Source organism: Streptomyces sp. NPDC002734, assembly GCF_040295685.1.
In the GTDB taxonomy this organism is placed as follows: domain Bacteria; phylum Actinomycetota; class Actinomycetes; order Streptomycetales; family Streptomycetaceae; genus Streptomyces.
The window spans coordinates 1-24,178 of the sequence record NZ_JBEOVU010000006.1 but is presented as its reverse complement, the minus strand read 5'-3'; the positions used below and the strand labels follow the sequence as shown (position 1 = coordinate 24,178).

Genomic DNA, 24,178 nt, shown 5'->3' with positions numbered 1-24,178 from the left:
TCACACCCTCTCCACCAGCATCGCGACGCCCTGGCCCACGCCGACGCACAGGGTCGCCAGGCCCCTGCGGGCGTCCTCCCGCTCCAGCCGGCCCAGCAGGGTCAGCAGGATGCGGGCGCCGGAGCAGCCGAGCGGGTGCCCCAGCGCGATGGCCCCGCCGTCGGCGTTGACCTTGTCCTCGTCCAGCTTCAGCCGCCGCGTCACGGCCAGGGCCTGGGCGGCGAACGCCTCGTTCAGCTCGACGGCGTCGAGGTCCGCGGTCCCCCAGCCGGCCCGGGCGAGGGCCTTCTCGGTGGCGGGGACGGGCCCGAGCCCCATGAGGTGGGGCTGGACCCCGGCCGAGGCGGAGGTGACGATCCGCGCCCGCGGGGTGAGGCCGTGGCGCTCCACGGCCGTCCCGCTCGCCACGACGAGGGCGGCGGCGCCGTCGGACAGCGGCGAGGAGGAACCGGCGGTGACGACGCCGCCCTCACGGAAGATCGGGCGCAGCGTGCCGAGCTTCTCCAGGGTGGTGGAGGGGCGCGGGCCCTCGTCCCGGGTGACCTCGCCGTCCTTCACGGGGACGGGCACGATCTCGCGGTCGAAGCGGCCGGCCTCCTGGGCGGCGACCGCCCGCCGGTGGCTGCGCAGCGCGAAGGCGTCGCAGTCGGCGCGGGTGATGCCGTCGAGCGCGGCCACCTCCTCGGCGGTCTCCCCCATCGACAGGGTGTGCTTGACCCTCTCCGGTCCGGCGCCCGCGGGCACGGCGCGGTCGGCGGCGGTGAAGCGGGGGTTGGTGAACCGCCAGCCCAGCGAGGTGTCGTGCACCTCGCCCGGCTTGGCCCAGGGGGTCCCGGGCTTCTGCATCACCCAGGGGGCGCGGGTCATGGACTCGACGCCGCCGGCCACGACCAGGTCGGCCTCGCCGGAGCGGATCGCCTGGGCGGCCGACGCCACCGCGGTCAGGCCCGAGGCGCAGAGCCGGTTGACGGTGTAGCCGGGCACGGTGTGGGGCAGCCCCGCCAGCAGGACGGCCATGCGGGCCACGTCGCGGTTGTCCTCGCCGGCCTGGTTGGCCGCGCCGAGGATCACCTCGTCCACGGCCTCGGCCGGGACGCCGGCGCGGCGCACGGCCTCGCCGACGACCAGGGCGGCCAGGTCGTCGGGGCGCACGAAGGCCAGGGCGCCGCCGTAGCGGCCCTGCGGGGTGCGCGCCCCGTCCACCAGATAGACGTCCTCGGGCATCAGGCGTTCTCCTCGGCAGCGACGGCGACGGGACGGCGGGACTGCAGGACGGCGAAGCGGCCGGTGACGAAGGCCGCGTCGGAGAGGGTGGCGCCGGCCGCGGGGTTGGCGGCGCTGCCGTGGAAGTCGCTGAAGGCGGAGGACTGGTTGACGAAGACCTGGCCGGTGAGGTTCTCGGAGAGGTGGACGCCCGCGTCCAGGGCGGCCTCCTCGGCGGCGGCCAGCACCTCCTCGTCGGTGGAGTGGACGGCGGCGGTCAGCGCGCCGTGGGCGCGCACCGTCTCGCGCAGCATCTGGAGGCTGTGCCGGGTCGAGTCGGTGCCGATCACGAAGGACACCGGCCCGAACCACTCGCGGGTGAACACCTCCCGGTCGCTCTCCGCGTCCAGGCGCGCCACCAGCGGCGTCCGCACGTCGGCCCGGGGGTACTCGGGGTGCTCGACGGGCGTCGAGGGGCGCACCGTGCGGCCGACCTCGGCGGCCTCCTTCAGCCGGCCGCGCACGCCGTCGTTGACGATCGCGCCGAGCGTGCCCGCCGCGCGGGCCGGGTCGCCGAGCAGCTTGTCCAGGGCGGCGGCGAGGTCGGCGGCGAACTCGTCGGCCGTGCGCGGGCCCTGGTCGGTGGTGATGCCCTCACGCGGGATCAGCAGGTTCTGCGGGGTGGTGCACATCTGCCCGCTGTACAGCGACAGCGAGAAGGCGAGGTTGCCGAGCAGACCGCGGTAGTCGTCGGTGGAGTCCAGCACGACGGTGTTGAGGCCGGCCTTCTCGGTGTACACGGCGGCCTGCCGGGCGTTCTCCTCCAGCCAGTCGCCGAACTCGGTGGAGCCGGTGAAGTCGACGATCCGCACGTCCGGGTGCAGGGCGAGGGTGGCGGCGTCGCGGCCGCCGGGGGCCTCGGTGACCAGCAGGACGAGGTCGGGATCGAAGCCCGCCTCGGCCAGCGTCTCACGGGCGACCCGCACGGTGAGCGCCAGCGGCAGCACGGCGCCCGGGTGCGGCTTGACCAGCACCGGGTTGCCGGTGACCAGCGAGGCGAACAGGCCGGGGTAGCCGTTCCAGGTGGGGAAGGTGTTGCAGGCGACGAGCAGGGAGACGCCCCGCCCGACGGGGGTGAACTTCTTGTCCATCACCAGGGCGCCGCCCTTGCGCTGCGGCTTGCTCCAGCGGGCCGCGGCCGGCTGTGCCTTCTGCGCCGCCCACGCGTAGGCCACGGCCTCCAGGCCGCGGTCCTGGGCGTGCGGGCCACCGGCCTGGAAGGCCATGACGAAGGCCTGGCCGGTGGTGTGCTGGACGGCGTGGGCGATCTCGAAGCTCGCCGCGTTCAGGCGGGCGAGGATCTCCGCCGCGACCCCGGCGCGCGTGTCCGGGCCGGCCGCGCGCCATGCTCCGACCGCCTTCCTGGCGGCGGCCACGGCCGCGTCGGGCGTCAGGCGCGGGTAGCTGATCCCCAGCGGAAAGCCGTAGGGGGACTGCTCCTCGGGCGCCACCCGTCCCTCGCCCGGGTGGCCGGGAAGGTCGAAGGGCCTGCCGATCTGCTCCTTGAAGGAGGCCTCGCCGAGCGGGGCGGCGTCCTCGCCGTAGACCGACTTGCTGGGCGACTCGGGATAGGGCGTCCAGTGCTCCCGGCTCGCCGCCGCGGACACCGCCTTCTCCAGCAGGGTCCGGTGGCGTGCGAAGAAGTCGGGCGCCTCGGCGGCTGCGTTCTGCATGTGGCTCATCCCCTTGACAGGCACTGGCATGGCTTGAATTACTGGCCTCGCCGCACGCTAACCGAATGTTCGGTCGGTACACAAGGTGGTACAAGTCGTGACACATATGTCGCCCTCCCTGCGAGTGGACGGCGTGCACGGCCCTGTCGGCCGCGGCCGGGGTCCGCGGTGCGAGGGTGGTCGTGAGGCGGGGCAGTCGGCGCTTTTCCGCCACCGCGGCCGCACTGTTGGGAGCAAGGAATGCGAGGAGCCGCAATGACCAGCGAACCGAGCGCACCGTTGGACGCCACGCGCCGCCACGGCGAGGCCCTTCCGGCGGACCTGCTGGACGACGCCGAGCGGATGGAGCGGGAGGAGCTGGAGGCGCTCCAGCTGGACCGGCTCCGCCGGACGCTGCGGCACGCCTACGACAACGTCGAGCTGTACCGGAAGAAGTTCGACCGGGCGGGCGTGACTCCCGACGACTGCCGGACCCTCGGCGACCTGGCCCGCTTCCCCTTCACCACCAAGGCCGACCTGCGGGAGACCTACCCCTTCGGCATGTTCGCCGTCCCGATGTCCGAGGTGCGCCGCGTCCACGCCTCCAGCGGCACCACCGGCCGCCCCACGGTGGTCGGCTACACCGAGAAGGACCTCGCGAACTGGGCCGACGTGGTCGCCCGCTCGATCCGCGCGGCCGGCGGCCGGGCCGGGCACAAGGTCCACATCTCCTACGGCTACGGCCTCTTCACCGGAGGCCTGGGCGCCCACTACGGCGCTGAGCGCGCCGGGTGCACCGTGATCCCCGCCTCCGGCGGCATGACGGCGCGGCAGGTCCAGATCATCCAGGACTTCCAGCCCGAGATCATCATGGTCACCCCCTCCTACATGCTCACCCTGCTCGACGAGTTCGAGCGCCAGGGCGTCGACCCGCGCTCCACCTCCCTGCGGATCGGCATCTTCGGCGCCGAACCGTGGACGGAGGCGATGCGCCGCGAGGTCGAGGAGCGCATGGGCATCCACGCCGTCGACATCTACGGGCTGTCCGAGGTGATGGGCCCCGGCGTGGCGCAGGAGTGCGTGGAGACCAAGGACGGCCTGCACGTCTGGGAGGACCACTTCCTGCCCGAGGTCGTCGACCCGGTCACCGACGCCCTGCTGCCCGACGGGGAGAGCGGTGAACTGGTCTTCACCTCGCTCACCAAGGAGGCGCTCCCGGTGATCCGCTACCGCACCCGGGACCTCACCCGGCTGCTGCCCGGCACCGCCCGTCCGGCGTTCCGCCGCATCGAGAAGATAACCGGCCGGTGCGACGACATGATCATCCTGCGCGGGGTGAACGTCTTCCCCAGTCAGATCGAGGAGGTGGTGCTGGGCACGCCCGGCGTCGCCCCGCACTTCCAGATCCGGCTCAGCACCCGGGGCCGGATGGACCACATGACCGTCCGTGTGGAGTCCGCCCGCGGCGCCGGCCCCGAGCAGCGCGAGGCGGCCGCCCGCGCGATCGCCAAGGGCGTCAAGGACGGCGTCGGCGTGAGCGTGGAGGTGGCGATCGTGGAGCCCGAGACCCTCGAGCGCTCGCTGGGCAAGCTCCGCCGGATCGAGGACCTGCGTGGAGCCTGACCTGCCCGGACCCGCCCCGTCCGCTTGCCACAATGAGCGGATGACCGACACGCCCACCGGCCGCCCCGCCCGGCGCGGGGAACGGCCCGCCTACGACCGCGACTCCCTCCTCGCGGTCGCGGTGGCCGTCTTCAACGAGCGCGGGTACGACGGCACCGGCATGGAGGACGTGGCGCGGCGCCTCGGGCTGAGCAAGTCCAGCATCTACCACCACGTCTCCGGCAAGGAGGAACTGCTCTCCCTGGCCGTCACCCGCGCCCTGGACGCGGTGTTCGCCGTGCTGGACGAGGACCCCGCTCCCGGCGCGACGGCGACGGCCCGGCTGCGGCACGTCCTGCACCGCAGCGTCGAGGTGCTGGCCGCCGAACTGCCCTACGTCACCCTGCTGCTGCGGTTGCGCGGCAACAGCGACACCGAGCGGCGGGCCCTGGAGCGCCGGCGCGAGTTCGACCACCGCTTCGCCGGACTGGTCATACGCGCCGCCGCCGAGGGCGGCGTGCGCGTCGACATCGACCCCCACCTGGCGAGCCGCCTGCTGTTCGGCACGGTGAACTCCCTCATCGAGTGGTACCGCCCCGACGGCGACCTCCCGGTGGCCACGGTGGCCGACGCGCTCACGGCGATGCTCTTCGAGGGGCTGGGCCGCCCGGCGCCCGCCGGCCCGGCACGGTAGGCGTCCGCCCACGCGCGCGACGGCCGGCCCGGATCCTCCCGTGCCGGCCGTCGGCCGGCACGGCGGCGCAGGGCCCGCCGGGCCCGAAGGAATCGGCGGCTCCACCATCGCGAGCCGCACCGCCGGCGCCCGCCGCCGAGGTGACGTCCACTCCTCCGGCGGCTGACCAGGGCCGACAGTGGGGGCCGGGGCCGTGTGAAAGGGGATGTCCCTGCCGCCGCCCGTCATGTAGAACGGCTCCATGCAGCAGGAGAACGGGGCCGGCCGACAGTCCGGGGACGGGACCGGGACCGGGACCGGCGGGGTGACCGGGGACGGACCCGGGTGGGTCTACCGGTTCGCGGCCGCGGTGCTGACGCCTCTCGTCCGGCTCGTCGCACGGTGGGAGTGGCGGGGCGGCCATCATCTGCCGGCAGCCGGCGGGTACATCACGGCGGTCAACCACACCTCGTACGCGGATCCGGTCTGCTACGGCCTCTTCCAGTACCACCACGGCCGTCCCGCCCGGTTCCTGGGCAAGGCGCCGCTGTTCTCGGTGCCCGTGCTGGGAGCGGCGCTACGCGCCATGGGCCACATACCGGTGTACCGGAACACCGTCCACGCGTCGGACGCGCTGGTGCACGCCAAGGAGGCCCTGGCCCGGGGCTGCTGCGTGGCCGTCTACCCCGAGGGCACCTTCACCGACGACCCTCAGCTGTGGCCGTCCAGGGCCAAGACGGGCGTGGCCCGGCTGGCCCTGGAGACCGGGGCTCCGGTGATACCGGTGGCCCAGTGGAACGCGCACGAGATCATCCCGGCGGCGGGCAGCACGGTGCGCCGCTCCCGCCCCTGGTACCGGCGGACCGTCGTGCGGGTGGCGGCCGGCCCGCCCGTCGACCTCTCCGACCTGCGGGGACAGGTGATCACGGCACCGGTCCTCGCGGAGGCCGGCCTGCGGATCATGGACGCCATCACCACGCTCCTCGAGGAACTCCGCGAGGAACCCCGTCCCACCGCACGCAAGCCGTGCCCGTCGTCCACGGCCGATCATCTCCCTCAGACCTGACGCCGCTGCCGGTGGACCGACCGTCGCGCGCGCCGACCGGTGCGTCCGCGGGCACTCGCCCCTGCCTCAGTCCCACGCCCTCGCCCGCCGCATCCGCACCGGCACCCTCACCGTCAACGGCGCCCCGGTGACCTTCGACGGCCCGTTCGGAGGCTTCAAGGCGTCCTGACCGGTGCCCCGGCCTCACGCGAGGACGGATCACTGCCTTTCCAGCCCGAGGACGCGCCCCCGCCAGCGGCGGCGGAGCCAGCGGTCGTGGCTGGCGACGACGACCGCGCCCGGGCCCGTGCCCAGGGCCTCCTCCAACTCGTCGCACAGGGACGGGGAGAGATGGTTGGTGGGCTCGTCGAGGAGGAGCATCCGGGGCGGGCGGGCGACGAGGAGGGCCAGCGCGAGCCGCCTGCGCTGTCCCACGGACAGGTGGCCTACCGGCTTGTCCAGGTCCGCCTCGTGGAACAGGCCGAGCGAGCGCAGAGGCACCTCCTCGGCACGCGGAACTCCCAGCGACTGGTCGTAGGTGTGGCGGACCGTCCGGTCGGGGCGGTCGAACACGGTGTCCTGGGTGAGCAGGCCCACCGTCAGCCGAGGGCGCCGGTACACCCCGCCCTCGGCCGGGAGACGTCCGGCCAGCACCGCGAGCAGCGTCGACTTGCCCGTGCCGTTGCCGCCCGTGACCAGCAGCCGGTCGGTGGGTGAGACCTCCAGGGCGTCGACGGCGAGCCGGCCCGGTACCCGTACCCCGCTCAGGGCCACCAGGGGAAGGGAGTCCTCCTCGCCGGCCGCGCCGAGATCGCCGGCGGCGGCGAGGTCGCCGGCGGTGAACCGCAGAGGGCGCGGCGGCGCGGGTACCTGTCCGCGCTCCAGCTCCTCCAGTCTCCGCGTGGCGTCGCGGACCCTGCGGGAGATCTGGTTCTGCACCCGGCCGCTGCGGTGGCCGTAGCCCATCTTCTCGTTGTCGGTGCGGCCCCGGTCGGGCGCGACCCGGTGCGCGGTCACCCCAGCCGCCTGACGCAGCTCGGTCAGTCTCTGCTGCTCCTCGGCGTACCGCCGCTCCCAGCGTTCCCGCTCGGCGAGCCGGTGGGACAGATAGGCGCTGTAGCCGCCGCCGTGACGGACCGGGCCGTCGAGCGCCGGATCGAGATCGATCAGATCGGTGCAGACGGCGTCGAGGAACGCGCGGTCGTGACTGGCGACGACGACGGTGCCGGGCAGACCGCGGACCTGCTCCTCCAGGAAGGCGGCGGCCTCGTCGTCGAGGTGGTTGGTGGGTTCGTCGAGGAGGAGCGCGGTCGGACGCCGTACGAGAAGGGCGGCCAGGGCCAGGCGGCCGCGCTGCCCGCCGGAGAGGGAGCCGAGGACGCGGTCGTGCGGGACGGCGCCCAGGCCGAGGCCGTCCAGGACGAGTGCGGCTCGGCGGTCGGCGTCCCAGGACTCCCGGTCCTGGGCCTGCTCCAGGCGCCTGCCGTAGGCGTCCAGGAGGTCCTGGTCCTCCGGCGTGCGGGCGAGCTCCTCGCCGAGCCGGCCCAGTTCGGCCAGGTCCTCGCGGGCCTCGCGCAGCGCCTCGTCGAGGACGACGGCGATGGTGGAGCGGGCGTCGTACGGCATCTCCTGGTGGAGGAAGCCGAGATCGACGGGGCGGCTGACGGTCCCCGCGTCGGGTTCGTCGGCGCCGGCCAGGAGGCGCAGCACCGTGGATTTGCCGACGCCGTTCTCCCCGATGAGACCGATGCGGCGGCCGGGAGCGGCGGTCAGGGAGATGCCGTCGAGGACGCGACGGCCTCCCAGGCTGTGGACGAGGTCGTGGGCGATCAGTGCCGACACAGGGGTTCCCTCAGAAGTGGCTGGTGGGCGGCCCGCCGGGCGGAGGACGCCTCGGCGGGCCATGTCACACGTCGGTGGCTCACACCTCGGGCGCCCGGACCTCCTCCAGCGTGCCGTCGGCGAGCCGGAGCCGGCGCTGCACACCGATCCGGGCGAGGAACCGCTCGTCGTGGCTGACCACCATGAAGGCCCCCTGGTAGGAGTTGAGCGCGCCCTCCAGTTGGCCGGCGCCCACCAGGTCGAGGTTGTTGGTCGGCTCGTCGAGCAGGAGCAGGTGGGGCGCCGGTTCGGCGCACAGGACGCAGGCCAGGGTGGCGCGCAGGCGTTCTCCGCCGGAGAGGACGCCGACCGGGAGGTGGGCCCGGGGACCACGGAAGAGGAAGCGGGCGAGCAGGTTCATGCGTTCCGCCTCGGGCCGCCCGGGGGCGAAGGCGGCGAAGTTCTCCGCGACCGTGCGGTCCACGTCGAGGAGGTCCAGGCGCTGCGACAGGTAGGCGATACGGCCGTCGTTGCGCTTGATCTCCCCGCCGGACAGGGGGAGATCACCGGCGATCAGACGGAGCAGGGTGGTCTTCCCGGCCCCGTTGGGGCCGGTCAGGGCGATGCGTTCGGGACCGCGGACCGTCAGGCCCAGACCGCCGTCGGCGAACACGGGCCTGTCGCCGAGCCGGGCCTGCATGCCCTCGCCGAGGAAGAGGTTGCGGCCCGCGGGGACCTGCGTGTCGGGCAGTTCGAGGGTGAGACGCTGCTCGTCGCGCAGGGCGCGGCCCGCCTCGTCGAGGCGGGCCCTGGCCTCGTCGACCCGGGTGGAGTGCACGGTCGCGGACCTGCCGGCCGACTCCTGGGCGCCGCGCTTCATGGTGCCGGCGAAGATCTTGGGCAGGCCGGCGTTCTTGAGGTTCCTGGAGGCGTTGCTCATGCGGCGCTCGGCGCGTTCGCGAGCCTGCTGCATCTCCCGCTTCTCCCGCCTGAGCTCCTGCTCCGCGTTGCGGACGTTCTTCTCGGCGACCTCCTGCTCGGCCCGCACCGCCTCCTCGTAGGCGGTGAAATCGCCGCCGTACAGGCGCAGTTCCTCACGGTCGAGTTCGGCGATGCGGTCCATGCGGTCGAGCAGGGCGCGGTCGTGGCTGACCAGGAGCAGCGTGCCGGGGAAATCGGACAGCACGTCGTAGAGCTTGTGCCGGGCCTGGGCGTCGAGGTTGTTGGTGGGCTCGTCGAGCAGGAGCACGTCGGGGCGCTTGAGCAGCTGCGCGGCGAGGCCCAGGGAAACGATCTGACCGCCGCTGAGGGTGCTCAGCCTGCGGTCCAGGGGGAGGTCGGAAAGGCCGAGACGGTCGAGCTGGGCGCGGGTGCGCTCCTCGATGTCCCAGTCGTCGCCGATGGTGGTGAAGTGTTCCTCGCGGACGTCGCCGGACTCCACGGCGTCCAGGGCGCGGATCACCTCGGCGACGCCGAGCACCTCGGCGACGGTGAGGGTGCCGGTCAGGGGCAGGCTCTGGGCCAGGTGGCCGAGGGAACCGCTGACGGACACCGATCCGGTGGCGGGCCTCAGCTCGCCGGCGATCAGCTTGAGCAGGGTGCTCTTGCCGGAACCGTTGGGCGCGACCAAGCCGGTGCGGCCGGTGCTGACGGTGAAGGACAGGTTGTCGAAGACCGGCGTCTCGTCGGGCCAGGCGAAGGAGAGGCTGGAGCAGACGATCGTGGCAACGGACATGGAGGAGCGACCTCGGGAGGACGAGGGCAGAGCATGGACCTCTGCCCTGGGCAGACGTGGGAAAGGGGGGCACGACAGAGCGGACCACCTCGGCAGTGCTCACGAGCACCGGCCGGTGGCCGTCAGATCCGGATCTCACCCGGAGATGTCGTCGTCACCCACCACGTCTTGACTCCTCGATCAACGGTCGACTGCCCGTCACTTTAGCAAGGGGCGCCCGGACGGACCGCCGTCCGGTGCCGAGCGGGCCCGGACGGACCGCCGTCCGGTGCCGAGCGGGCCGAAGGAGTACGTCACCCGCACCCACGTACCTGTCGCCACCGCCCGTTCGCGGGCCGCGCCGCCCCCGCGACGGCAGCCACCTCGCAACCGCGCGCCGAGCGACTCGACCGTGCCGTCACGCAGAACGACGGAGTCCTCGGCGAGCACCAGGTGCGGAACCACTCGACGGACACCGGAACGCGTCCCGCGCGTCGCACGAGCGTCAAGATCGTCCGCGGCCGCGGCCGCGTGGCACGACCGGCACAACGGTGACATATTGCACAAAACGCCCGACTCGTCATGAGTGGTCACCACGGAAGGCGCACCGGCGCAACGGTGTCGGGGGAGGTCTCAGTGGCGAAGGAGGTCGAGCGCCGTGGCACCTGCCGACGTCGGCGCCACCGGGCTCGCTGCCCCGCACATCGTGGACCGGCTCGCACATCCCACCGACGCCGATGTCGCCGCGGTCGACGCCTGGTGGCGGGCAAGCAACTACCTCACCGTCGGCCGGTGAGGCACGAGCGGTACGTGGTCGAGCATCTGCGGCACACGCCGGAGGTGCGGGACTGGTCGCTGGGCGACCGGGCGGAACGGAGCTGATGCCGCATGCGGCGTCCGCGGAGAAACGGCAGGTGCCGTGATGCGCTCACCGGTCACGCCTGAGGACTTCGACGCCGTCCTGTTCGACATGGACGGGGTCCTGACCACGACCGCGTCCCTGCACGAGGATGCCTGGCGCAGCACGTTCGACGCCTTTCTGCGCGAGTGGGACGCCGTCCACGGGACGAGCACGGCCCGCTTCGACGCCGCCGACTACACGGCGTACGTCGACGGCAAGCCACGACAGGACGGCGTGCGGGACTTCCTCGACGCCCGCGGCATCACCCTGCCTCCCGGAACGCCTGACGATCCTTCGTCGACGCGGAGCGTCTGGGGGCTGAGCAACCGGAAGCAGGAGCGGGTCGTCGCCGAGCTGGCGACCGGCCGTGTCGAGGCGTTTCCCGGATCGATCGCCTGGGTGCGAGAGGTGCGCGAGGCGGGGCTCAGGACCGCGGTGGTCTCCAGCAGCCAGAACTGCGCCGAGATCCTGAACTGCGCCGGGCTCGGCAATCTGTTCGACACCCGCGTCGACGGCCGGACGGCACTGGACCACGGCATCCCCGGAAAACCTGCGCCCGACATGTTCCTCGCCGCCGCCGACGTGCTCGGCGTGCGACCCGAGCGCTGCGTCGTCGTGGAGGACGCGCCGGCCGGCGTCGCCGCAGGCCGGGCGGGAGGCTTCGGGCTCGTCATCGGGGTGGACCGGGCCGGCCAGGCCCGTGCTCTGACCGAGCACGGCGCGGACCTGGTGGTGGAAGATCTCGGCGAGCTGCTCGCGGACGTCACCGAGGAGGTCCACAGGTCCGGGCCGCGGACCCACCGCCTGCGGGCCGCCGCACGGCGCATTCTGGCGACCAGCGCCGAGCACCCCACCGACCCGTGGCGGCTCCTCGAACGCAGTCCCCGTCCCGACGACGTCGGGCGCACCGAGTCGCTGTTCGCGGTGTCGAACGGGTACATCGGCATGCGCGGCAGCCACGAGGAGGGCGAGCCGGCGGACCGGCCCGCGACGATGCTGAACGGCTTCCACGAGACCTGGCCGATCGTCTGTCCCGAACCGGCCTACGGGCTGGCGAGCACGGGGCAGACGGTCGTCCCGGTCCCGGACGCGACCGTCGTCCGGCTCCTCGTCGACGAGGAGCCCGTGGACATCGTGAGCACCGAGGTACGCGCATACGAGCGGACCTTGAACATGGCGGACGGGACCTTGCGCCGCAGCGTCACCTACCAACTGCCCGGCGGCCTGCCCATCAGGGTCGACTCGTTCCGCTTCGTGTCCTTGACCCACCGGCACCTGGCATGTGTGGGCTACGAGCTGACGGTCCTGCCCGCGCCCCAGGGCCAGGAGGAGCCCGGCACTCCGGCGGACCTGGCGCTCTCCTCCGAGATGGTCACCCGCCCGCCGGTCGTCACGGACCCCGACGGAGACCCACGCCGGACCCGGTCGCTGGCCGAGGACGCGCTGCGGCCCGACGGCGAGCGGGTCGACGGGGTGCGCGTCACCCGGATGTACCGGACCTCCGGCAGCGGTCTGGCGGTCGCCGCGGCGATGGATCACTCCTTCGACCCGGCGGCACTGACGCACACGCGTACCCGTGTCGAGCAGGATCGGGTCTCCGTGGAGTTCACGGTGCGGGCCGCGCCGGGCCGGACCGTGACGCTGACGAAGTGGCTGGCGTACCACGACGGTCCCGGCGACAGCGACGCCTTGGCTGACCGGGCGGAGGCGACCCTGCATCGTGCGATGGACACCGAATTTCCGGCAGACCTTCAGGAGCACGCGGCAGACTGGGCGAGGTTCTGGGCCGACAGCGACGTCGAATGGACGGGATCGCTGACGGCACAACAGGCTCTCCGCTTCAGCCTGTTCACGCTGCTTCAGGGGACGGCTCGTAGCGAGGGGCGTGGAGTGCCTTCGAAGGGGCAGACCGGGACGGGCTACGAGGGGCACTACTTCTGGGACACCGAGATCTACCTGCTCCCGTTCCTCGTCCACACCCACCCGTCGGTGGCCCGAAGTCTGTTGATGCACCGCATCGACGCGTTGCCGACGGCACGGGAGCGGGCCCGGCAGGTCTCGTGCGACGGAGCGCTTTTTCCATGGCGCACGATCAACGGCACCGAGGCGTCGCCCTACTACGCCGCAGGCACGGCGCAGTATCACATCAATGCCGACATCGCCTACGCGCTCACCCAGTATGTGCGGGTCACGGGAGACGTGGATCTCCTGTACCGGCACGGGACGGAGCTCCTGGTGGAGACCGCGGGCCTCCGAGCCGGAGACCTGGCCAGTCACGGATCGATGACAGTGAGTGCTCCGCGGCAGGTCGACCCCTCGGCAGCCCTGTCCCTGCGGTAAGGCCACTCCGGCCGGCCTGCCGCCGCTGCCTCGCCCGCTACCGCCGCTCCGCTGTGAAGCCGGTCAGGGCACCAGAGCGTCGAGGTCGATGTCCATGGGGAAGGGAACGGAGACCTTCAGCCGGCCACGATAGATACCCGTCGGCACATACGTCCTGGTCATCGCGTCGAGCTCATACGTGTGAACGGTCGGCGCACCAGCCTCGTCCTCGACCCGCCAGAAGTGGGCGATCCCGGCCTGGGCGTACTTGAACGGCTTCAGCGACCGGTCACGGTCCGCGGACTCCTCCGAAACGACCTCGACGACCAACGTGACCTCTCCGGGCGCGTACCAGGTCCGGTCGGGGTCGTAGGCGGCCGTGGACACCAGGATGTCCGGCTCCGGGCGACTCTTGCGGTCGAGGCGAACGGTCATCTCCCGCTCCGCCTCGAAGCCCGCCGGAGCCTCACGCCGCAGCGTGAACGTCATGTTCTCCACCAGCCTGGCATGCCAGGACCGCTGCGGCGACATCATGAAGATCAGCGCTCCGTCGATGAGTTCCGTATGCCGGGGAGCCTGCGGAAGATGGTCGAGATCATCAGCCTCCCAGCCGCTGGGCCTCGGCGGGATCATCCAGTCGGGCAACTCCGCGGTCACGGCTTCCTCCAGACGCCTTCGGAAGACAGTCACAGGGCCCCCCACCCGGGAAGCGCACAGGGGCCACACAACTGACATCAGCGTAATCGACAACTGCCGCCGGACCGCGCGATGCGCCAACGCGCCGATGGCCGGGGCGGTTCACCTGCGGATCGGCTCGCCCCCGAACACCTCCCGGTGCCCGTCAATGAACGCTACGAGCGCTTCGACAGCCGGTCGAGCTCAGACGCGAAGAAAGCCGAGGTGAACTCAACCGTCAGCGCTGCTCTGCCTGCTGCCGATGGCGCCGACCGCGTCCGCCCACGGCACGGTGATCGCCCCGCAGACGCGCAACTACGGCTGCCCGCAGCGGTGGGGCTACAACGAGCCGAACGAGGCCCAGGACCCGATGTGCTTCACCCGACGGCGGGTTCCGGGTGATGTTCCGTTACGCCCGCACGGTGGGGCGGCTCCGCCAGGTGCGGTACGACCGTCCGCGCCTGCGCGTACGGATACGCGTCGTCCTGTCACCCACCGCTCACGAGGCTCGCAGGACCAGCCCGTCGCGCGTGTCGGCTGATGCGCCCGCGGGCCACTCGCACCTGCCTCCGCCCGTTGTCGGACCCGGCGCTTAGAGTCCGGCCATGCACACCGAGATGCGAAACCGTTTACGACCCTTCCGCGACGAGGCGCTCGCGCAAGGCATACCGGCCGAAGACGTGGAGCGGTGGCTGACCCTCGCTCGCCCCTGCGTAAACCTGACACCGGCGAAGGAGGGGCCGGAACCCGTCGTGGGCCGGTTTGGGGGCCCACTTCTTCTCCCCGTCGGCGTCCCCACCCCCAAGTACCCCTTCGTGGCGTCCATCGACCTCGCGGCCCTGCCGGCCGACGCGACGGATCTGCCCCTGCCGCCCGACGGCCACCTGCTCTTCTTCTCCTGGCCCGAGCCCGACCACCGCCATTCCGCGGGCCAGGTGGTGTACGTTCCCGCAGGCGCGACCGTCGACGAGCGGGACAAGCAGGAGTCCTGGAACTCGGGGGACGTGGACGACCACCGCAGGATGTTCGCCAGCTACCCCCAGGGACCGCTGCGCGCGAGCTTCCACCCGTCGCTCCCGTATCACACACACGTGACCCTGCCGGGGGGACAGGACATCGCCCACGTCCCCGGACACTCCCGGGCTGAGGAACTCGTCGAGGTCTGGGACAAGACCTGGAACGACATCGTGCCCGAAGGGACCCTCCAGATCGGAGGTTACTCGAACGAGGAGGTCGTCCACCTCAACCCGGTGGAGGACGCCGTGTGGGCCGCCGTGCGGGCGGTGGAGTCGGGCGGTTGGGACGGACCGGCCTCGGCCGACCCCGCGGACTGGGTTCTGCTCGCCGACTGGTTCGCCGGCGAGGACGTGGTGGGTTGGGAAGGCTCCACCGTGCACTGGGTGATCCAGCGCGAGGACCTGACAGCGCGACGTCTGGACCGGGCCTTCGCCAACGTCTCCTGGAACCCCTGACCGGTCCGACCGGCCCCTCCCGCATGTTCAGCCCGCTCCGCCTCGAAGCCACACGGCGTTTCCGCCGGCGCCCGTTCACCAAGGAGGACGGCCCTGGGGCGTCCGGGCGTGCCGGTGCCCCGCCAGTGCGGAGGCCGGGTGGGGAGGGGGCCGCCGGGAGGGGGGCCACCGGGGGTCTCGCTCCCCGCTGGAAGCAGTGCCGGCCACCGCCCTCGGTGGGCCTGCGCGACGCGCGTGAAGGGCCCGCCCGTGCCTGCGATCCGGCCGCAGGACAGTTGTTGGCGATCGCTTGCTCCGCCAGGAGGCCGGCCCCGGTCGCCCCGGCGAACCGGCCGGGCTCCTGCAGTCGGCTGACGCGTCGGCTCGGCGCCTCCAGTAGCGCCCGAGCACGGGAGCGGACGGCGGGGCTTGTCGGCGACGGGCCACAGGCCGGTGCACATTGACACACCCGGTCAGTGGGGAGCACGTCGAGCGGGCCGTGACGCCAAGGCGATCGGCCGCGCTGCGCCAGGCAGGCGACACCGCCGGGAAGCGCCGTGAAAAGCGAGGCCTGCCCACGAATAGGTTGCCAGCCACATAAATTCGCGCTACTTTTCTGTGGTCGGCCACATAAATGGTCGGCATCACCACTTCCCAGGAGTGCGTCATGACCGCTGCCGCCGCGTCCGAGGCTCTCGCCCGCCCTCCGTACGACCCGGAGCTGAGCGCCCTGCTCGCCAACAGTCCGTTGCCGTCCGCGATCACGACGGAGATGATCGAGCCGCTGCGGGCCGCGCCCTTCACCGCCCCGATCGAGGAAGTCCTCGCCACTCGCGCCCTGGACCACCGGGTCGTCGCCGTCCCAGGCTCGGACGGTGAGCTGACAGCCTCCGTCTTCACCCCTCGCGACAAGGCCGCCGCCGCTCCCGGCATCTACTTCTTGCACGGCGGCGGCATGATCATCGGTGACCGTTTCACCGGCATCGAGAACATCCTCGACTGGGCTCTGGAGCACGGCGCGGTCGTCGTCTCCCTCGACTACCGGCTCGCCCCCGAACACCCCGCTCCAGCCCCCGTCGAGGACGCCTACGCCGGCTTCGTTTGGACCACCGCCCATGCCGAGGAACTCGGTGTGGACCCCCGGCGGATCCTGCTGGCCGGCACCTCTGCCGGCGGTGGCCTGGCCGCCGGCGTCGCGCTGCTCGCCCGCGACCGCAAGGGCCCGAAGGCCATGGCGCAGTTGCTGATGAGTCCGATGCTCGACGACCGCGACGACAGCGTCTCCACGCTCCAGTACTCAAACACGGGTTCCTGGAGCCGGGAGAGCAACACCACGGGCTGGACCGCCCTTCTGGGCGAGCGCCGCGGCAGCGAGGCCGTCTCCGCCTACTCCGCTCCCGCCCGGGCCACCGATTTGTCCGGACTGCCGGCGGCCTTCATCGACGTCGGCTCCGCCGAGGTGTTCCGCGACGAGGACGTCGCCTATGCCTCCCGGCTGTGGGCGGCCGGCGTCCAGGCAGAACTGCACGTCTGGGCAGGGGGTTTCCACATCTTCGACGGCGCAGCTCCCACTGCGGCCCTGTCCGTCGCCGCGCTCGCCGCCCGCACCGCCTGGGTGCGCCGCACCCTCGGCACCTGAGGAGAGGGACATGGCCGCCGCCTGTCTCGCACAGCCCTTGCAGCAACTGCCCGGCAAGGAGGCCACTCCGCCTGCCGCGCCGTGGACCGACCTGGCTCGAGCGGCTTGACGTCCACAGGAGCGCCACGAACACCGAGCTCGCCCGCCACCATAACGAAGGATCACTCATGTGTGAGGCCCTGTTCACACCCACGACCGTCGGCGCTCTTTCCCTGCCGCATCGCCTGGTCATGGCCCCCATGACCCGGGACCGATCCATACCGGAAGGCGTACCGACGCGGCTGAACGCCGAGTACTACACCCAGCGCGCCTCCTACGCACTCATCATCACCGAGGGCACCCAGCCCTCCGCCGACGGCCAGGGCTACCTCCTCACCCCCGGCATCCACGACGACGCACAGATCGCCGGATGGCGCACGGTCACCGACTCGGTCCACGCCGCGGGCGGACGGATCTTCATCCAGCTCATGCATGTCGGACGCATCGCACACCCCGACAACACCCCCCACCACCGGCAGCCGGTCGCCCCCTCGGCGACCCGCCCATCGGGGATGATGTTCACCACCTCGGGACCGCAGGAAATGCCGATGCCCCGCGCCCTGTCGACCGGCGAGGTCGCGGCGACCGTGGACGACTTCCGCCGCGCAGCCGCCGCGGCGATCGCGGCCGGAGCCGACGGCGTCGAGATCCACGGCGCCAACGGCTACCTGGTCCACCAGTTCCTGGCCACCAACAGCAACCAGCGCACCGACCGCTACGGCGGCTCAGTCGAACACCGCATCCGCTTCGCCGCCGAGGTCGTCACCGCTGTGGCCGAGGAGATCGGCGCCGACCGCACCGGTCTGCGCATCTCGCCCGGCAACCCCTTCAACGACATCGCCGAGCCGGACACCGCCGACCTCTACCCCGCCCTCCTACGTGTCCTCGCCCCGCTCCGCATCGCCTACCTCCACGTCGTGCACGCCGGCGACAGGAACCTGCTGGACACTCTGCGCACACTGTGGCCGACCACCCTGATCCTCAACCGGGCCGGCACCGACCTGGCCACTCGCGCCAAGGACATCGCCAACGGCACGGCCGACCTCATCTCCGTCGGAGCCCTCGCCCTGGCCAACCCCGACCTGGTTCAGCGGCTACGCTCTGACGCGCCGCTCAACTCCCCCGATCCGGCCACCTTCTACGGCGGCGGCGCGGCCGGCTACACCGACTACCCCACCTACACCGCCTGAGGATCCAGACCATGCCCGCCCCCACCCGTCCTCTTCCCTCCACCGTCAGCGAGGGACAGGTGAGCTACGCGATCTTCCAGCTCGCCCGCGCCCACCGCGGCTACGCAGCCGCCATGCTCCGCGAGATGAACCTGCACCCCGGACAGGAACTGCTGCTCATGCAGCTGTTCGACAAGGACGGCCAGACCCAGTCCGAACTGCTCGAGAGCGTCGGCCTGGACCACTCCACCGTCTCCAAGTCCCTGCGCCGCATGCAGGACGCCGGCCTGCTCACCCGTCGGCCGTCCGACCACGACCGACGGGTGATGGTCGTCCACCTCACCGACGAAGGCCGCGCCCTGCGCGAGCCCATCGCCGCAATGTGGCGGACTCTGGAGGCAACCTCTATGCGCCACTTGCCGAAGGAGCGGGCCGAATCCTTCGTCCACGACGCCTATGCCATCGTCGACGCCATGAACAGCCACGACGTCATCCGCCCGGACACCCCTTAGAGGGGTGTCCGGGCGGATGACGTCAGCGGGGGACGCGGCGCTGGGCCAAGAACGCGCGATGCCCGCCTGGGCGTACGTGAACGGCTTCAACGACTGGTCACGTTCCGCCGACTGCTCCGAGACGACCTCATCGGGCCCGTACCAGTCGCCGACGGCGGGGGTCCTCAGCCCTCGTACAGGGGCACCACTCTCAACAGGTGACACTCCCACATCGGAGCCACCGCCACCAACGTGCCGTCATTTCGAGCGTCATACAAGCGTCAAAAATTCCAGCGAGCCGACACCCAAAAGCTCCCGCACGCGTCTCGACAGCGGAAAACCGCAGGTGGGGGCGGATGAATCCCGCCCCACCTGGTGTGCACGGCAAAACACTTCATGAGCCGAACCGGCGCAGAGAAACCGCAGGTCAGACGCCCTTTTTCACCGGCTCGAGGATCGCCACGCACTCCACGTGGTGGGTCATCGGGAACAGGTCGAAGACCCGCAGCGTGCGGACCCGGTAGCCGCCGTCGCGGAAGTACGCGAGGTCGCGGGCGAGGGCGGCCGGGTCGCAGGCGACGTAGGCGACGCGGCGGGCGCCGAGGGAGGCGAGGTGAGCGACGGTCTTGCGGCCGGCGCCGGCGCGCGGCGGGTCGAGGACGATGAGGTCCACCTCGGTGATGCCGGTGCGCGGCAGGACCGCCTCGACCTTGCCCTGCTCGATGCGGACCCGGTCGAAGCCGTCGAGGTTGTGGCGGGCGTCCTCCACCGCGCGCTTGCCGGACTCGATGCCGAGGACCGCGCCCTCGTCGCCGAGGCGGTCGGCGAGCGCGCCGGCGAAGAGGCCGACGCCGCAGTACAGGTCGAGTGCGGTCTCGCCCTTGCGGGGCAGCAGGCCCTGCATCACCGCGGTGACAAGGGTGTCCGCGGCCTTCGGGTGGACCTGCCAGAAGCCGCCGCTGCCGACGCGGTAGGTGCGGCCGTCGGCCCGCTCACGGACGAAGGGGCGGCCGTGCACCCGGTGCACCCCGCCGTCCTTCTCCCCGACCCGCATCACGGAGACGGGACGGTCCAGCTCGACGATGGGCAGCCGGGCGCCCACCCGCGGGGCGAGGATGACCTGGCGGTCCTGGGAGCCGGTGGCGGCGATGGCCTCCACGCTCTCCATACCGGACCAGTCGCGCTGCTCGATGCCGAGCTCGCTGACGCCCTCAGCGGCGATCAGGCAGCGGTCGATGATCTGCACCTCGTGCGAGCGGTGCTTGCGCAGGCCGGCCTCACCGGTGTCCGGGTCGACGGCGTACTGGACGCGGGTGCGCCAGGACGGGACCTGGCCGGCGGGCACCTTGTCGCCCTCGGCGGGCATCACGGTGCCGTCCCAGCCGGCCTCCTCGGGGGTGAGCCCGGCGAGGCGCTGGAGCTGCTCGGCGACGACCTCGCCCTTGAGCCGCCGCTGGGCGCCCGGCTTGGCGTGCTGCCAGTCGCAGCCGCCGCACTTGCCGGGGCCCGCGAACGGGCAGGGCGCCTCGACGCGGTCCTTGGACGCCTCGAGGATCTCCACGGCGTCGGCGCGCAGGAACCGCGCGCCCTCCTCGCCCTCGGTGACGCGGGCGACGACGCGCTCGCCGGGCAGCGTGTGCCGGACGAAGAGGACCTGGCCCTCGTCGGTCCGGGCGATGCAGTGCCCACCGTGGGCCACGGGGCCGATCTCGACCTCGTACTCCTCCCCCACCAGCGACTTCTTCTCCTGTGCCTGCATGGCGGGGTGACTCCACAACCTCGGTGACGAATCGGGCGCGCGCACCGGTGGCGCGTGTCCGGACAACAGCCGACCAGTCTACGCGGTCGGCGCGCCTGCCCGACCGGACCGAAATCGGGCCGGCCGGGCAGGTCGTGCGGGCGGACCCTCAGGTCACGCGCGGGCGGACCCTCAGACCCAGCCCGCCCGGCCCGCCCAGGTCACCCGGGCCCGCCCTGGGACCCGTCCGCCCGGGTCGAGCCCTTGCGGTCGCGCCGCTCGCCGTTGCCGCCGTGGCCGCCGTTGCGCGACGGGGCGGCGGGCCCGCGCCGCACCGAGCCGGGGGCGGTCCAGTTCGCCCGCCGCCGCGCCCGCAGCCGGGCCACCTCGGAGGACTCCAGCTGGTACGGGACCGAGGTGACCATCACACCGGCCTGGAAGAGCAGCCGGCCCTTGAGCCGCAGCGCGCTCTGGTTGTGGAGCAGCTGCTCGTACCAGTGGCCGACCACGTACTCGGGGATGTAGACGGACACCACGTCGCGCGGGGACTCCCGGCGCAGGTTCTTGACGTACTCCACCACCGGGCGGGTGACCTCCCGGTACGGGGAGTCCAGGACCTTCAGCGGCACGTCGATGCGGCGCCGGTCCCACTCCTCGCGGAGTTCCTTGGTCTCGGCGAGGTCGACGTTGACGGTGAGCGCCTCCAGGGTGTCGGAGCGCATCATCCGGGCGTAGCTCAGCGCCCGCAGGGCCGGCTTGTGGACCTTGGAGACCAGGACCACCGAGTGCACCCGGGAGGGCCGCTGGCTCTCGTCGCCGGGCTCCTCGGGCGCGGCGATCTCCTCGGCGACCCGGTCGTAGTGGCGCCGGATCACCGTCATCGTGCCGTAGAAGATCACCATGCCCAGCAGGGCGACCCAGGCGCCGTGGGTGAACTTGGTGAGCAGCACCACGACGAGCACCAGGCCGGTGAAGGTGGCGCCGAAGGCGTTGATGGCGCGCGAGCGCTGCATCCGGCGGCGGGCCGCCTGGTCGCGCTCGGTGGCCAGGTGGCGGTTCCAGTGCCGGACCATGCCGATCTGGCTGATGGTGAAGGAGACGAACACGCCGACGATGTAGAGCTGGATCAGCCGCGTGGAGTCCGCGTCGTAGACCACCACGAGCAGCGCTGCCGCACCGGCCAGCAGCACGATGCCGTTGGAGAAGGCGAGTCGGTCGCCACGGGTGTGCAGCTGGCGGGGCAGGTAGCGGTCCTGGGCCAGGATCGAGCCGAGCACCGGGAAGCCGTTGTAGGCGGTGTTGGCGGCCAGGAAGAGGACCAGCGCGGTGGCCGCGGCGAGGATCAGGAAGGGCAGCGTGTTGTGCCCGAAGACCGCCTCGGCGACCTGGGTGATCACCGGGTCCTGGACGTAGCCGGTGCCCACCGGCCGCCCGTTCTCCAGCAGGTCCTGCGCGGGCGACTCGGCCATCTTGACGCCGGTGGCCATGGCGAGGGCGATGATCCCGCAGAACATGGTGACGGCGATGGTGCCCATCAGCAGCAGCGTGGTCGCCGCGTTGCGCGACTTCGGCTTGCGGAACGCGGGCACGCCGTTGGAGATCGCCTCCACGCCGGTCAGCGCGGCGCAGCCGGAGGAGAAGGCCCGCAGCAGCAGGAAGACCAGCGCGAAGCCGGCGATCCCCTGGTGCTCGGGGTGGATCTCGAAGTCGGCGGTGGGCGCCCGCATCTCGTCGCCGAGGAACATGCCGCGGAAGGCGCCCCAGAGGATCATCACGAAGACGCCGGTGACGAAGACGTAGGTCGGGATGGCGAAGAGCTTGCCCGACTCCTTCACCCCGCGCAGGTTCATCAGGGTGAGCAGCACGATGACGGCGACCGCGCAGGCGACCTTGTGCTCGACCACGAACGGCACGGCCGAGCCGAGGTTCTCGATGCCCGAGGCGATCGACACGGCCACGGTGAGCACGTAGTCCACCAGCAGGGCGCTGGCGACGGTCTTGCCGGCCCGGCGGCCCAGGTTGGTGGTGGCGACCTCGTAGTCGCCGCCGCCGCTGGGATAGGCGTGCACGTTCTGCCGGTAGGAGGCGACGACCGTGAACATCAGCACCACGACCGCCACGGCGATCCAGGGGCTGAAGTGGTAGGCCGACACACCCGCGATCGACAGGACCAGCAGCACCTCGCCGGGCGCGTAGGCCACGGAGGAGAGCGGGTCGGAGGCGAAGACGGGCAGGGCGACCCTCTTGGGCAGGAGGGTCTCCCCCAGCCGGTCGCTGCGGAGTGCGCGCCCGATGAGGATGCGTTTGGGCACGTCGGTCAGTTTGGACACGACAGTGGATCGTAGGCCCGAGCAGGGGGAGGACCCAGCCAGGGACATCAGGATCGCGTTAAGGGTTTCAAAACATCGCCAAGGCTTTACCCGGCAGGTGCGGGGGGTGGTTTGCTCCGGACGCTGCGTGTGTACCTTGGGCGGCTGTCTGAGACCCTGTTCGTGTCGGCCGGCGACGCCGGACGGCACGTACGGCTGGACAGCATCAGTGCGGAACGACAATCGGGACACCGGAAGGACGGTCGTGCACATCGTCATCATGGGCTGCGGACGCGTAGGCGCCGCGCTCGCCCAGACCTTGGAGCAGCAGGGGCACACGGTCGCCGTGATCGACCGCGACCCCACCGCCTTCCGCCGGCTGGGCTCCGGGTTCGGAGGCCGCCGGGTCACCGGCGTGGGCTTCGACCAGGACACCCTGCGTGAGGCCGGCATCGAGGAGGCGGGCGCCTTCGCCGCCGTCTCCAGCGGCGACAACTCCAACATCATCGCCGCCCGGGTGGCCCGCGAGATGTTCGGCATCGAGCACGTCGCGGCCCGCATCTACGACCCGCGGCGGGCCGAGGTGTACCAGCGCCTGGGCATCCCGACGGTGGCCACGGTCCGCTGGACGGCGGACCAGATGCTGCGCCGTCTGCTGCCCTCGGGCGCGGAGCCGCTGTGGCGCGACCCCACCGGCGGCGTCCAGCTGGCCGAGGTGCACACCTCCCCTGCCTGGATCGGCCACCGGATCAGCCGGCTTCAGGACGAGACGGGCGTGCGGGTGGCCTACCTCACCCGGTTCGGCGAGGCGATGATCCCCTCGTCGCAGACCGTCCTCCAGGACGGCGACCTGGTCCACGTCATGATGCGGACCGAGGACGTGGCCGAGATCGAGGCCGCGTTCGCCAAGGGTCCGGAAGAGGAGGCGGGGCACTGATGAGGGTCGCCATTGCCGGAGCCGGAGCCGTCGGCCGCTCGATCGCGGGCGAGCTGCTGGAGAACGGCCACGAGATCCTGCTGATCGACAAGGCGCCGACCGCCATCTCGGTGGAGCGGGTGCCGCGCGCCGAGTGGCTGCTCGCCGACGCCTGCGAGATCACCTCGCTGGACGAGGCGGCGCTCCAGCGCTGCAACGTCGTCATCGCCGCCACCGGCGACGACAAGGTCAACCTGGTGGTCTCGCTGCTGGCGAAGACCGAGTACGGGGTGCCGCGGGTCGTCGCCCGGGTCAACAACCCGAAGAACGAGTGGCTCTTCAACGAGGCGTGGGGCGTGGACGTCGCCGTCTCGACGCCGCGGCTGATGTCCGCGCTGGTGGAGGAGGCGGTGAGCGTCGGCGACCTGGTGCGCCTGCTGCGCTTCAGCCACGGCGACGCCAACCTGGTGGAGCTCACGCTGCCCCCGGAGTCGGCCCTGGCCGGCACCCGGGTGGGTGACGTGGCCTGGCCGCAGGATACCTCGCTGGTCACCATCATCCGCGGCTCGCGGGTGCTGGCGCCCTCCCCCGAGGACTCGCTGGAGGCCGGCGACGAGCTCCTCTTCGTGGCCGCGCAGGACCGCGAGGAGCAGCTGGAGAGCCTGCTGTCGGTGCGTAACGACGTCGTCTGACGACGCGGGCGGCTCCGCACACGACGAAGCGGCGGGCCCGCGACACCTCGGAAAGGGTGTCGCGGGCCC

The 24,178-nt window shown here is 72.0% G+C and carries 18 protein-coding genes, 1 pseudogene and 1 other annotated feature; of the genes and pseudogenes, 12 read left to right on the top strand and 7 right to left on the bottom strand.

Annotated features, from left to right (window positions below; genetic code table 11):
• On the bottom strand, positions 1–1,224 hold the full coding sequence (locus ABT026_RS07590; protein WP_351113161.1) for a thiolase family protein: 1,224 nt from the start codon (positions 1,222–1,224) through the stop codon (positions 1–3).
• Complete coding sequence (paaN, locus tag ABT026_RS07585; protein ID WP_351113160.1) at positions 1,224–2,936, bottom strand: phenylacetic acid degradation protein PaaN; 1,713 nt, start codon at positions 2,934–2,936, stop codon at positions 1,224–1,226. Before paaN ends, ABT026_RS07590 begins: the two co-directional genes overlap by 1 nt.
• A gap of 255 nt (positions 2,937–3,191) precedes the next feature.
• Between paaN and paaK the strand changes: the two genes are divergently transcribed.
• From paaK to ABT026_RS07565, 4 genes and pseudogenes are all read left to right on the top strand, one after another.
• Positions 3,192–4,538, top strand: coding sequence for a phenylacetate--CoA ligase PaaK (paaK, locus tag ABT026_RS07580; RefSeq protein WP_351113159.1), 1,347 nt, complete (start codon positions 3,192–3,194; stop codon positions 4,536–4,538).
• 40 nt (positions 4,539–4,578) lie between these two features.
• Entirely contained in the window at positions 4,579–5,211 is a 633-nt protein-coding gene (locus ABT026_RS07575; RefSeq protein WP_351113158.1) for a TetR/AcrR family transcriptional regulator, read from the top strand.
• Between the two features lie 241 nt (positions 5,212–5,452).
• Entirely contained in the window at positions 5,453–6,256 is an 804-nt protein-coding gene (locus ABT026_RS07570; RefSeq protein ID WP_351113157.1) for a lysophospholipid acyltransferase family protein, read from the top strand.
• A gap of 76 nt (positions 6,257–6,332) precedes the next feature.
• Positions 6,333–6,422, top strand: a pseudogene (locus ABT026_RS07565) (aldehyde dehydrogenase family protein); the annotation flags it as partial.
• Positions 6,423–6,454: 32 nt separating this feature from the next.
• On the opposite strand, the gene ABT026_RS07560 reads toward ABT026_RS07565, so the two are convergent.
• Positions 6,455–8,140 carry an ABC-F family ATP-binding cassette domain-containing protein gene (locus ABT026_RS07560; RefSeq protein ID WP_351113156.1) on the bottom strand — a complete coding sequence of 562 codons (1,686 nt, stop codon included), beginning with the start codon at positions 8,138–8,140 and terminating at the stop codon, positions 6,455–6,457.
• A gap of 16 nt (positions 8,141–8,156) precedes the next feature.
• The gene (gene abc-f, locus ABT026_RS07555; protein WP_351113155.1) at positions 8,157–9,791 is read right to left on the bottom strand and encodes a ribosomal protection-like ABC-F family protein; all 1,635 of its coding nucleotides are present in this window, start codon (positions 9,789–9,791) and stop codon (positions 8,157–8,159) included.
• A 637-nt stretch (positions 9,792–10,428) separates the two neighbouring features.
• Here abc-f and ABT026_RS07550 point away from each other — a divergent pair.
• Both ABT026_RS07550 and ABT026_RS07545 read left to right on the top strand, forming a co-directional pair.
• Positions 10,429–10,566, top strand: coding sequence for a hypothetical protein (locus tag ABT026_RS07550; RefSeq protein WP_351113153.1), 138 nt, complete (start codon positions 10,429–10,431; stop codon positions 10,564–10,566).
• 126 nt (positions 10,567–10,692) lie between these two features.
• A complete protein-coding gene (locus ABT026_RS07545; RefSeq protein WP_351113152.1) occupies positions 10,693–13,011 on the top strand; it encodes a beta-phosphoglucomutase family hydrolase in 2,319 nt (772 codons plus the stop codon).
• A gap of 63 nt (positions 13,012–13,074) precedes the next feature.
• Here the strand turns inward: ABT026_RS07545 and ABT026_RS07540 are convergent, their stop codons facing one another.
• Positions 13,075–13,623, bottom strand: coding sequence for a Uma2 family endonuclease (locus tag ABT026_RS07540; RefSeq protein ID WP_502967922.1), 549 nt, complete (start codon positions 13,621–13,623; stop codon positions 13,075–13,077).
• A gap of 156 nt (positions 13,624–13,779) precedes the next feature.
• Positions 13,780–13,887 (bottom strand) — a sequence feature (AL1L pseudoknot).
• A 383-nt stretch (positions 13,888–14,270) separates the two neighbouring features.
• On the opposite strand from ABT026_RS07540, the gene ABT026_RS07535 reads away from it, so the two are divergent.
• From ABT026_RS07535 to ABT026_RS07520, 4 genes are all read left to right on the top strand, one after another.
• A complete protein-coding gene (locus tag ABT026_RS07535) occupies positions 14,271–15,137 on the top strand; it encodes a DUF1963 domain-containing protein (RefSeq protein WP_351113150.1) in 867 nt (288 codons plus the stop codon).
• 646 nt (positions 15,138–15,783) lie between these two features.
• A complete protein-coding gene (locus ABT026_RS07530) occupies positions 15,784–16,755 on the top strand; it encodes an alpha/beta hydrolase (RefSeq protein WP_351113149.1) in 972 nt (323 codons plus the stop codon).
• A gap of 167 nt (positions 16,756–16,922) precedes the next feature.
• The gene (locus ABT026_RS07525; RefSeq protein WP_351113148.1) at positions 16,923–17,984 is read left to right on the top strand and encodes an alkene reductase; all 1,062 of its coding nucleotides are present in this window, start codon (positions 16,923–16,925) and stop codon (positions 17,982–17,984) included.
• A gap of 11 nt (positions 17,985–17,995) precedes the next feature.
• Positions 17,996–18,475: a MarR family winged helix-turn-helix transcriptional regulator gene (locus ABT026_RS07520; protein ID WP_351113147.1), complete on the top strand. Its 480-nt coding sequence runs from the start codon at positions 17,996–17,998 to the stop codon at positions 18,473–18,475.
• 406 nt (positions 18,476–18,881) lie between these two features.
• On the opposite strand, the gene ABT026_RS07515 is transcribed toward ABT026_RS07520, so the two are convergent.
• The gene (locus ABT026_RS07515) at positions 18,882–20,213 is read right to left on the bottom strand and encodes a class I SAM-dependent RNA methyltransferase (RefSeq protein WP_351113146.1); all 1,332 of its coding nucleotides are present in this window, start codon (positions 20,211–20,213) and stop codon (positions 18,882–18,884) included.
• Between the two features lie 200 nt (positions 20,214–20,413).
• On the bottom strand, positions 20,414–22,522 hold the full coding sequence (locus tag ABT026_RS07510; protein ID WP_351113145.1) for an APC family permease: 2,109 nt from the start codon (positions 22,520–22,522) through the stop codon (positions 20,414–20,416).
• A gap of 244 nt (positions 22,523–22,766) precedes the next feature.
• Here ABT026_RS07510 and ABT026_RS07505 point away from each other — a divergent pair, with 244 nt between their 5' ends.
• Entirely contained in the window at positions 22,767–23,438 is a 672-nt protein-coding gene (locus ABT026_RS07505; protein WP_351113144.1) for a potassium channel family protein, read from the top strand.
• Complete coding sequence (locus ABT026_RS07500; RefSeq protein WP_351113143.1) at positions 23,438–24,109, top strand: potassium channel family protein; 672 nt, start codon at positions 23,438–23,440, stop codon at positions 24,107–24,109. The genes ABT026_RS07505 and ABT026_RS07500 overlap by 1 nt, the downstream gene beginning before the upstream one ends.
• The last annotated feature ends 69 nt before the right edge of the window (positions 24,110–24,178 follow it).

Coding starts and splice junctions, on each gene's coding strand:
- ABT026_RS07590 (WP_351113161.1), bottom strand. CDS start 1,224: ATGCCCGAGGACGTCTATCTGGTGGACGGGGCGCGCACCCCGCAGGGC.
- ABT026_RS07500 (WP_351113143.1), top strand. CDS start 23,438: ATGAGGGTCGCCATTGCCGGAGCCGGAGCCGTCGGCCGCTCGATCGCG.
- ABT026_RS07520 (WP_351113147.1), top strand. CDS start 17,996: ATGCCCGCCCCCACCCGTCCTCTTCCCTCCACCGTCAGCGAGGGACAG.
- ABT026_RS07540 (WP_502967922.1), bottom strand. CDS start 13,623: ATGATCCCGCCGAGGCCCAGCGGCTGGGAGGCTGATGATCTCGACCAT.
- paaN (WP_351113160.1), bottom strand. CDS start 2,936: ATGCAGAACGCAGCCGCCGAGGCGCCCGACTTCTTCGCACGCCACCGG.
- ABT026_RS07560 (WP_351113156.1), bottom strand. CDS start 8,140: ATGGCCCGCCGAGGCGTCCTCCGCCCGGCGGGCCGCCCACCAGCCACT.
- ABT026_RS07525 (WP_351113148.1), top strand. CDS start 16,923: ATGTGTGAGGCCCTGTTCACACCCACGACCGTCGGCGCTCTTTCCCTG.
- ABT026_RS07515 (WP_351113146.1), bottom strand. CDS start 20,213: ATGCAGGCACAGGAGAAGAAGTCGCTGGTGGGGGAGGAGTACGAGGTC.
- paaK (WP_351113159.1), top strand. CDS start 3,192: ATGACCAGCGAACCGAGCGCACCGTTGGACGCCACGCGCCGCCACGGC.
- ABT026_RS07545 (WP_351113152.1), top strand. CDS start 10,693: ATGCGCTCACCGGTCACGCCTGAGGACTTCGACGCCGTCCTGTTCGAC.
- ABT026_RS07535 (WP_351113150.1), top strand. CDS start 14,271: ATGCACACCGAGATGCGAAACCGTTTACGACCCTTCCGCGACGAGGCG.
- ABT026_RS07570 (WP_351113157.1), top strand. CDS start 5,453: ATGCAGCAGGAGAACGGGGCCGGCCGACAGTCCGGGGACGGGACCGGG.
- ABT026_RS07575 (WP_351113158.1), top strand. CDS start 4,579: ATGACCGACACGCCCACCGGCCGCCCCGCCCGGCGCGGGGAACGGCCC.
- abc-f (WP_351113155.1), bottom strand. CDS start 9,791: ATGTCCGTTGCCACGATCGTCTGCTCCAGCCTCTCCTTCGCCTGGCCC.
- ABT026_RS07530 (WP_351113149.1), top strand. CDS start 15,784: ATGACCGCTGCCGCCGCGTCCGAGGCTCTCGCCCGCCCTCCGTACGAC.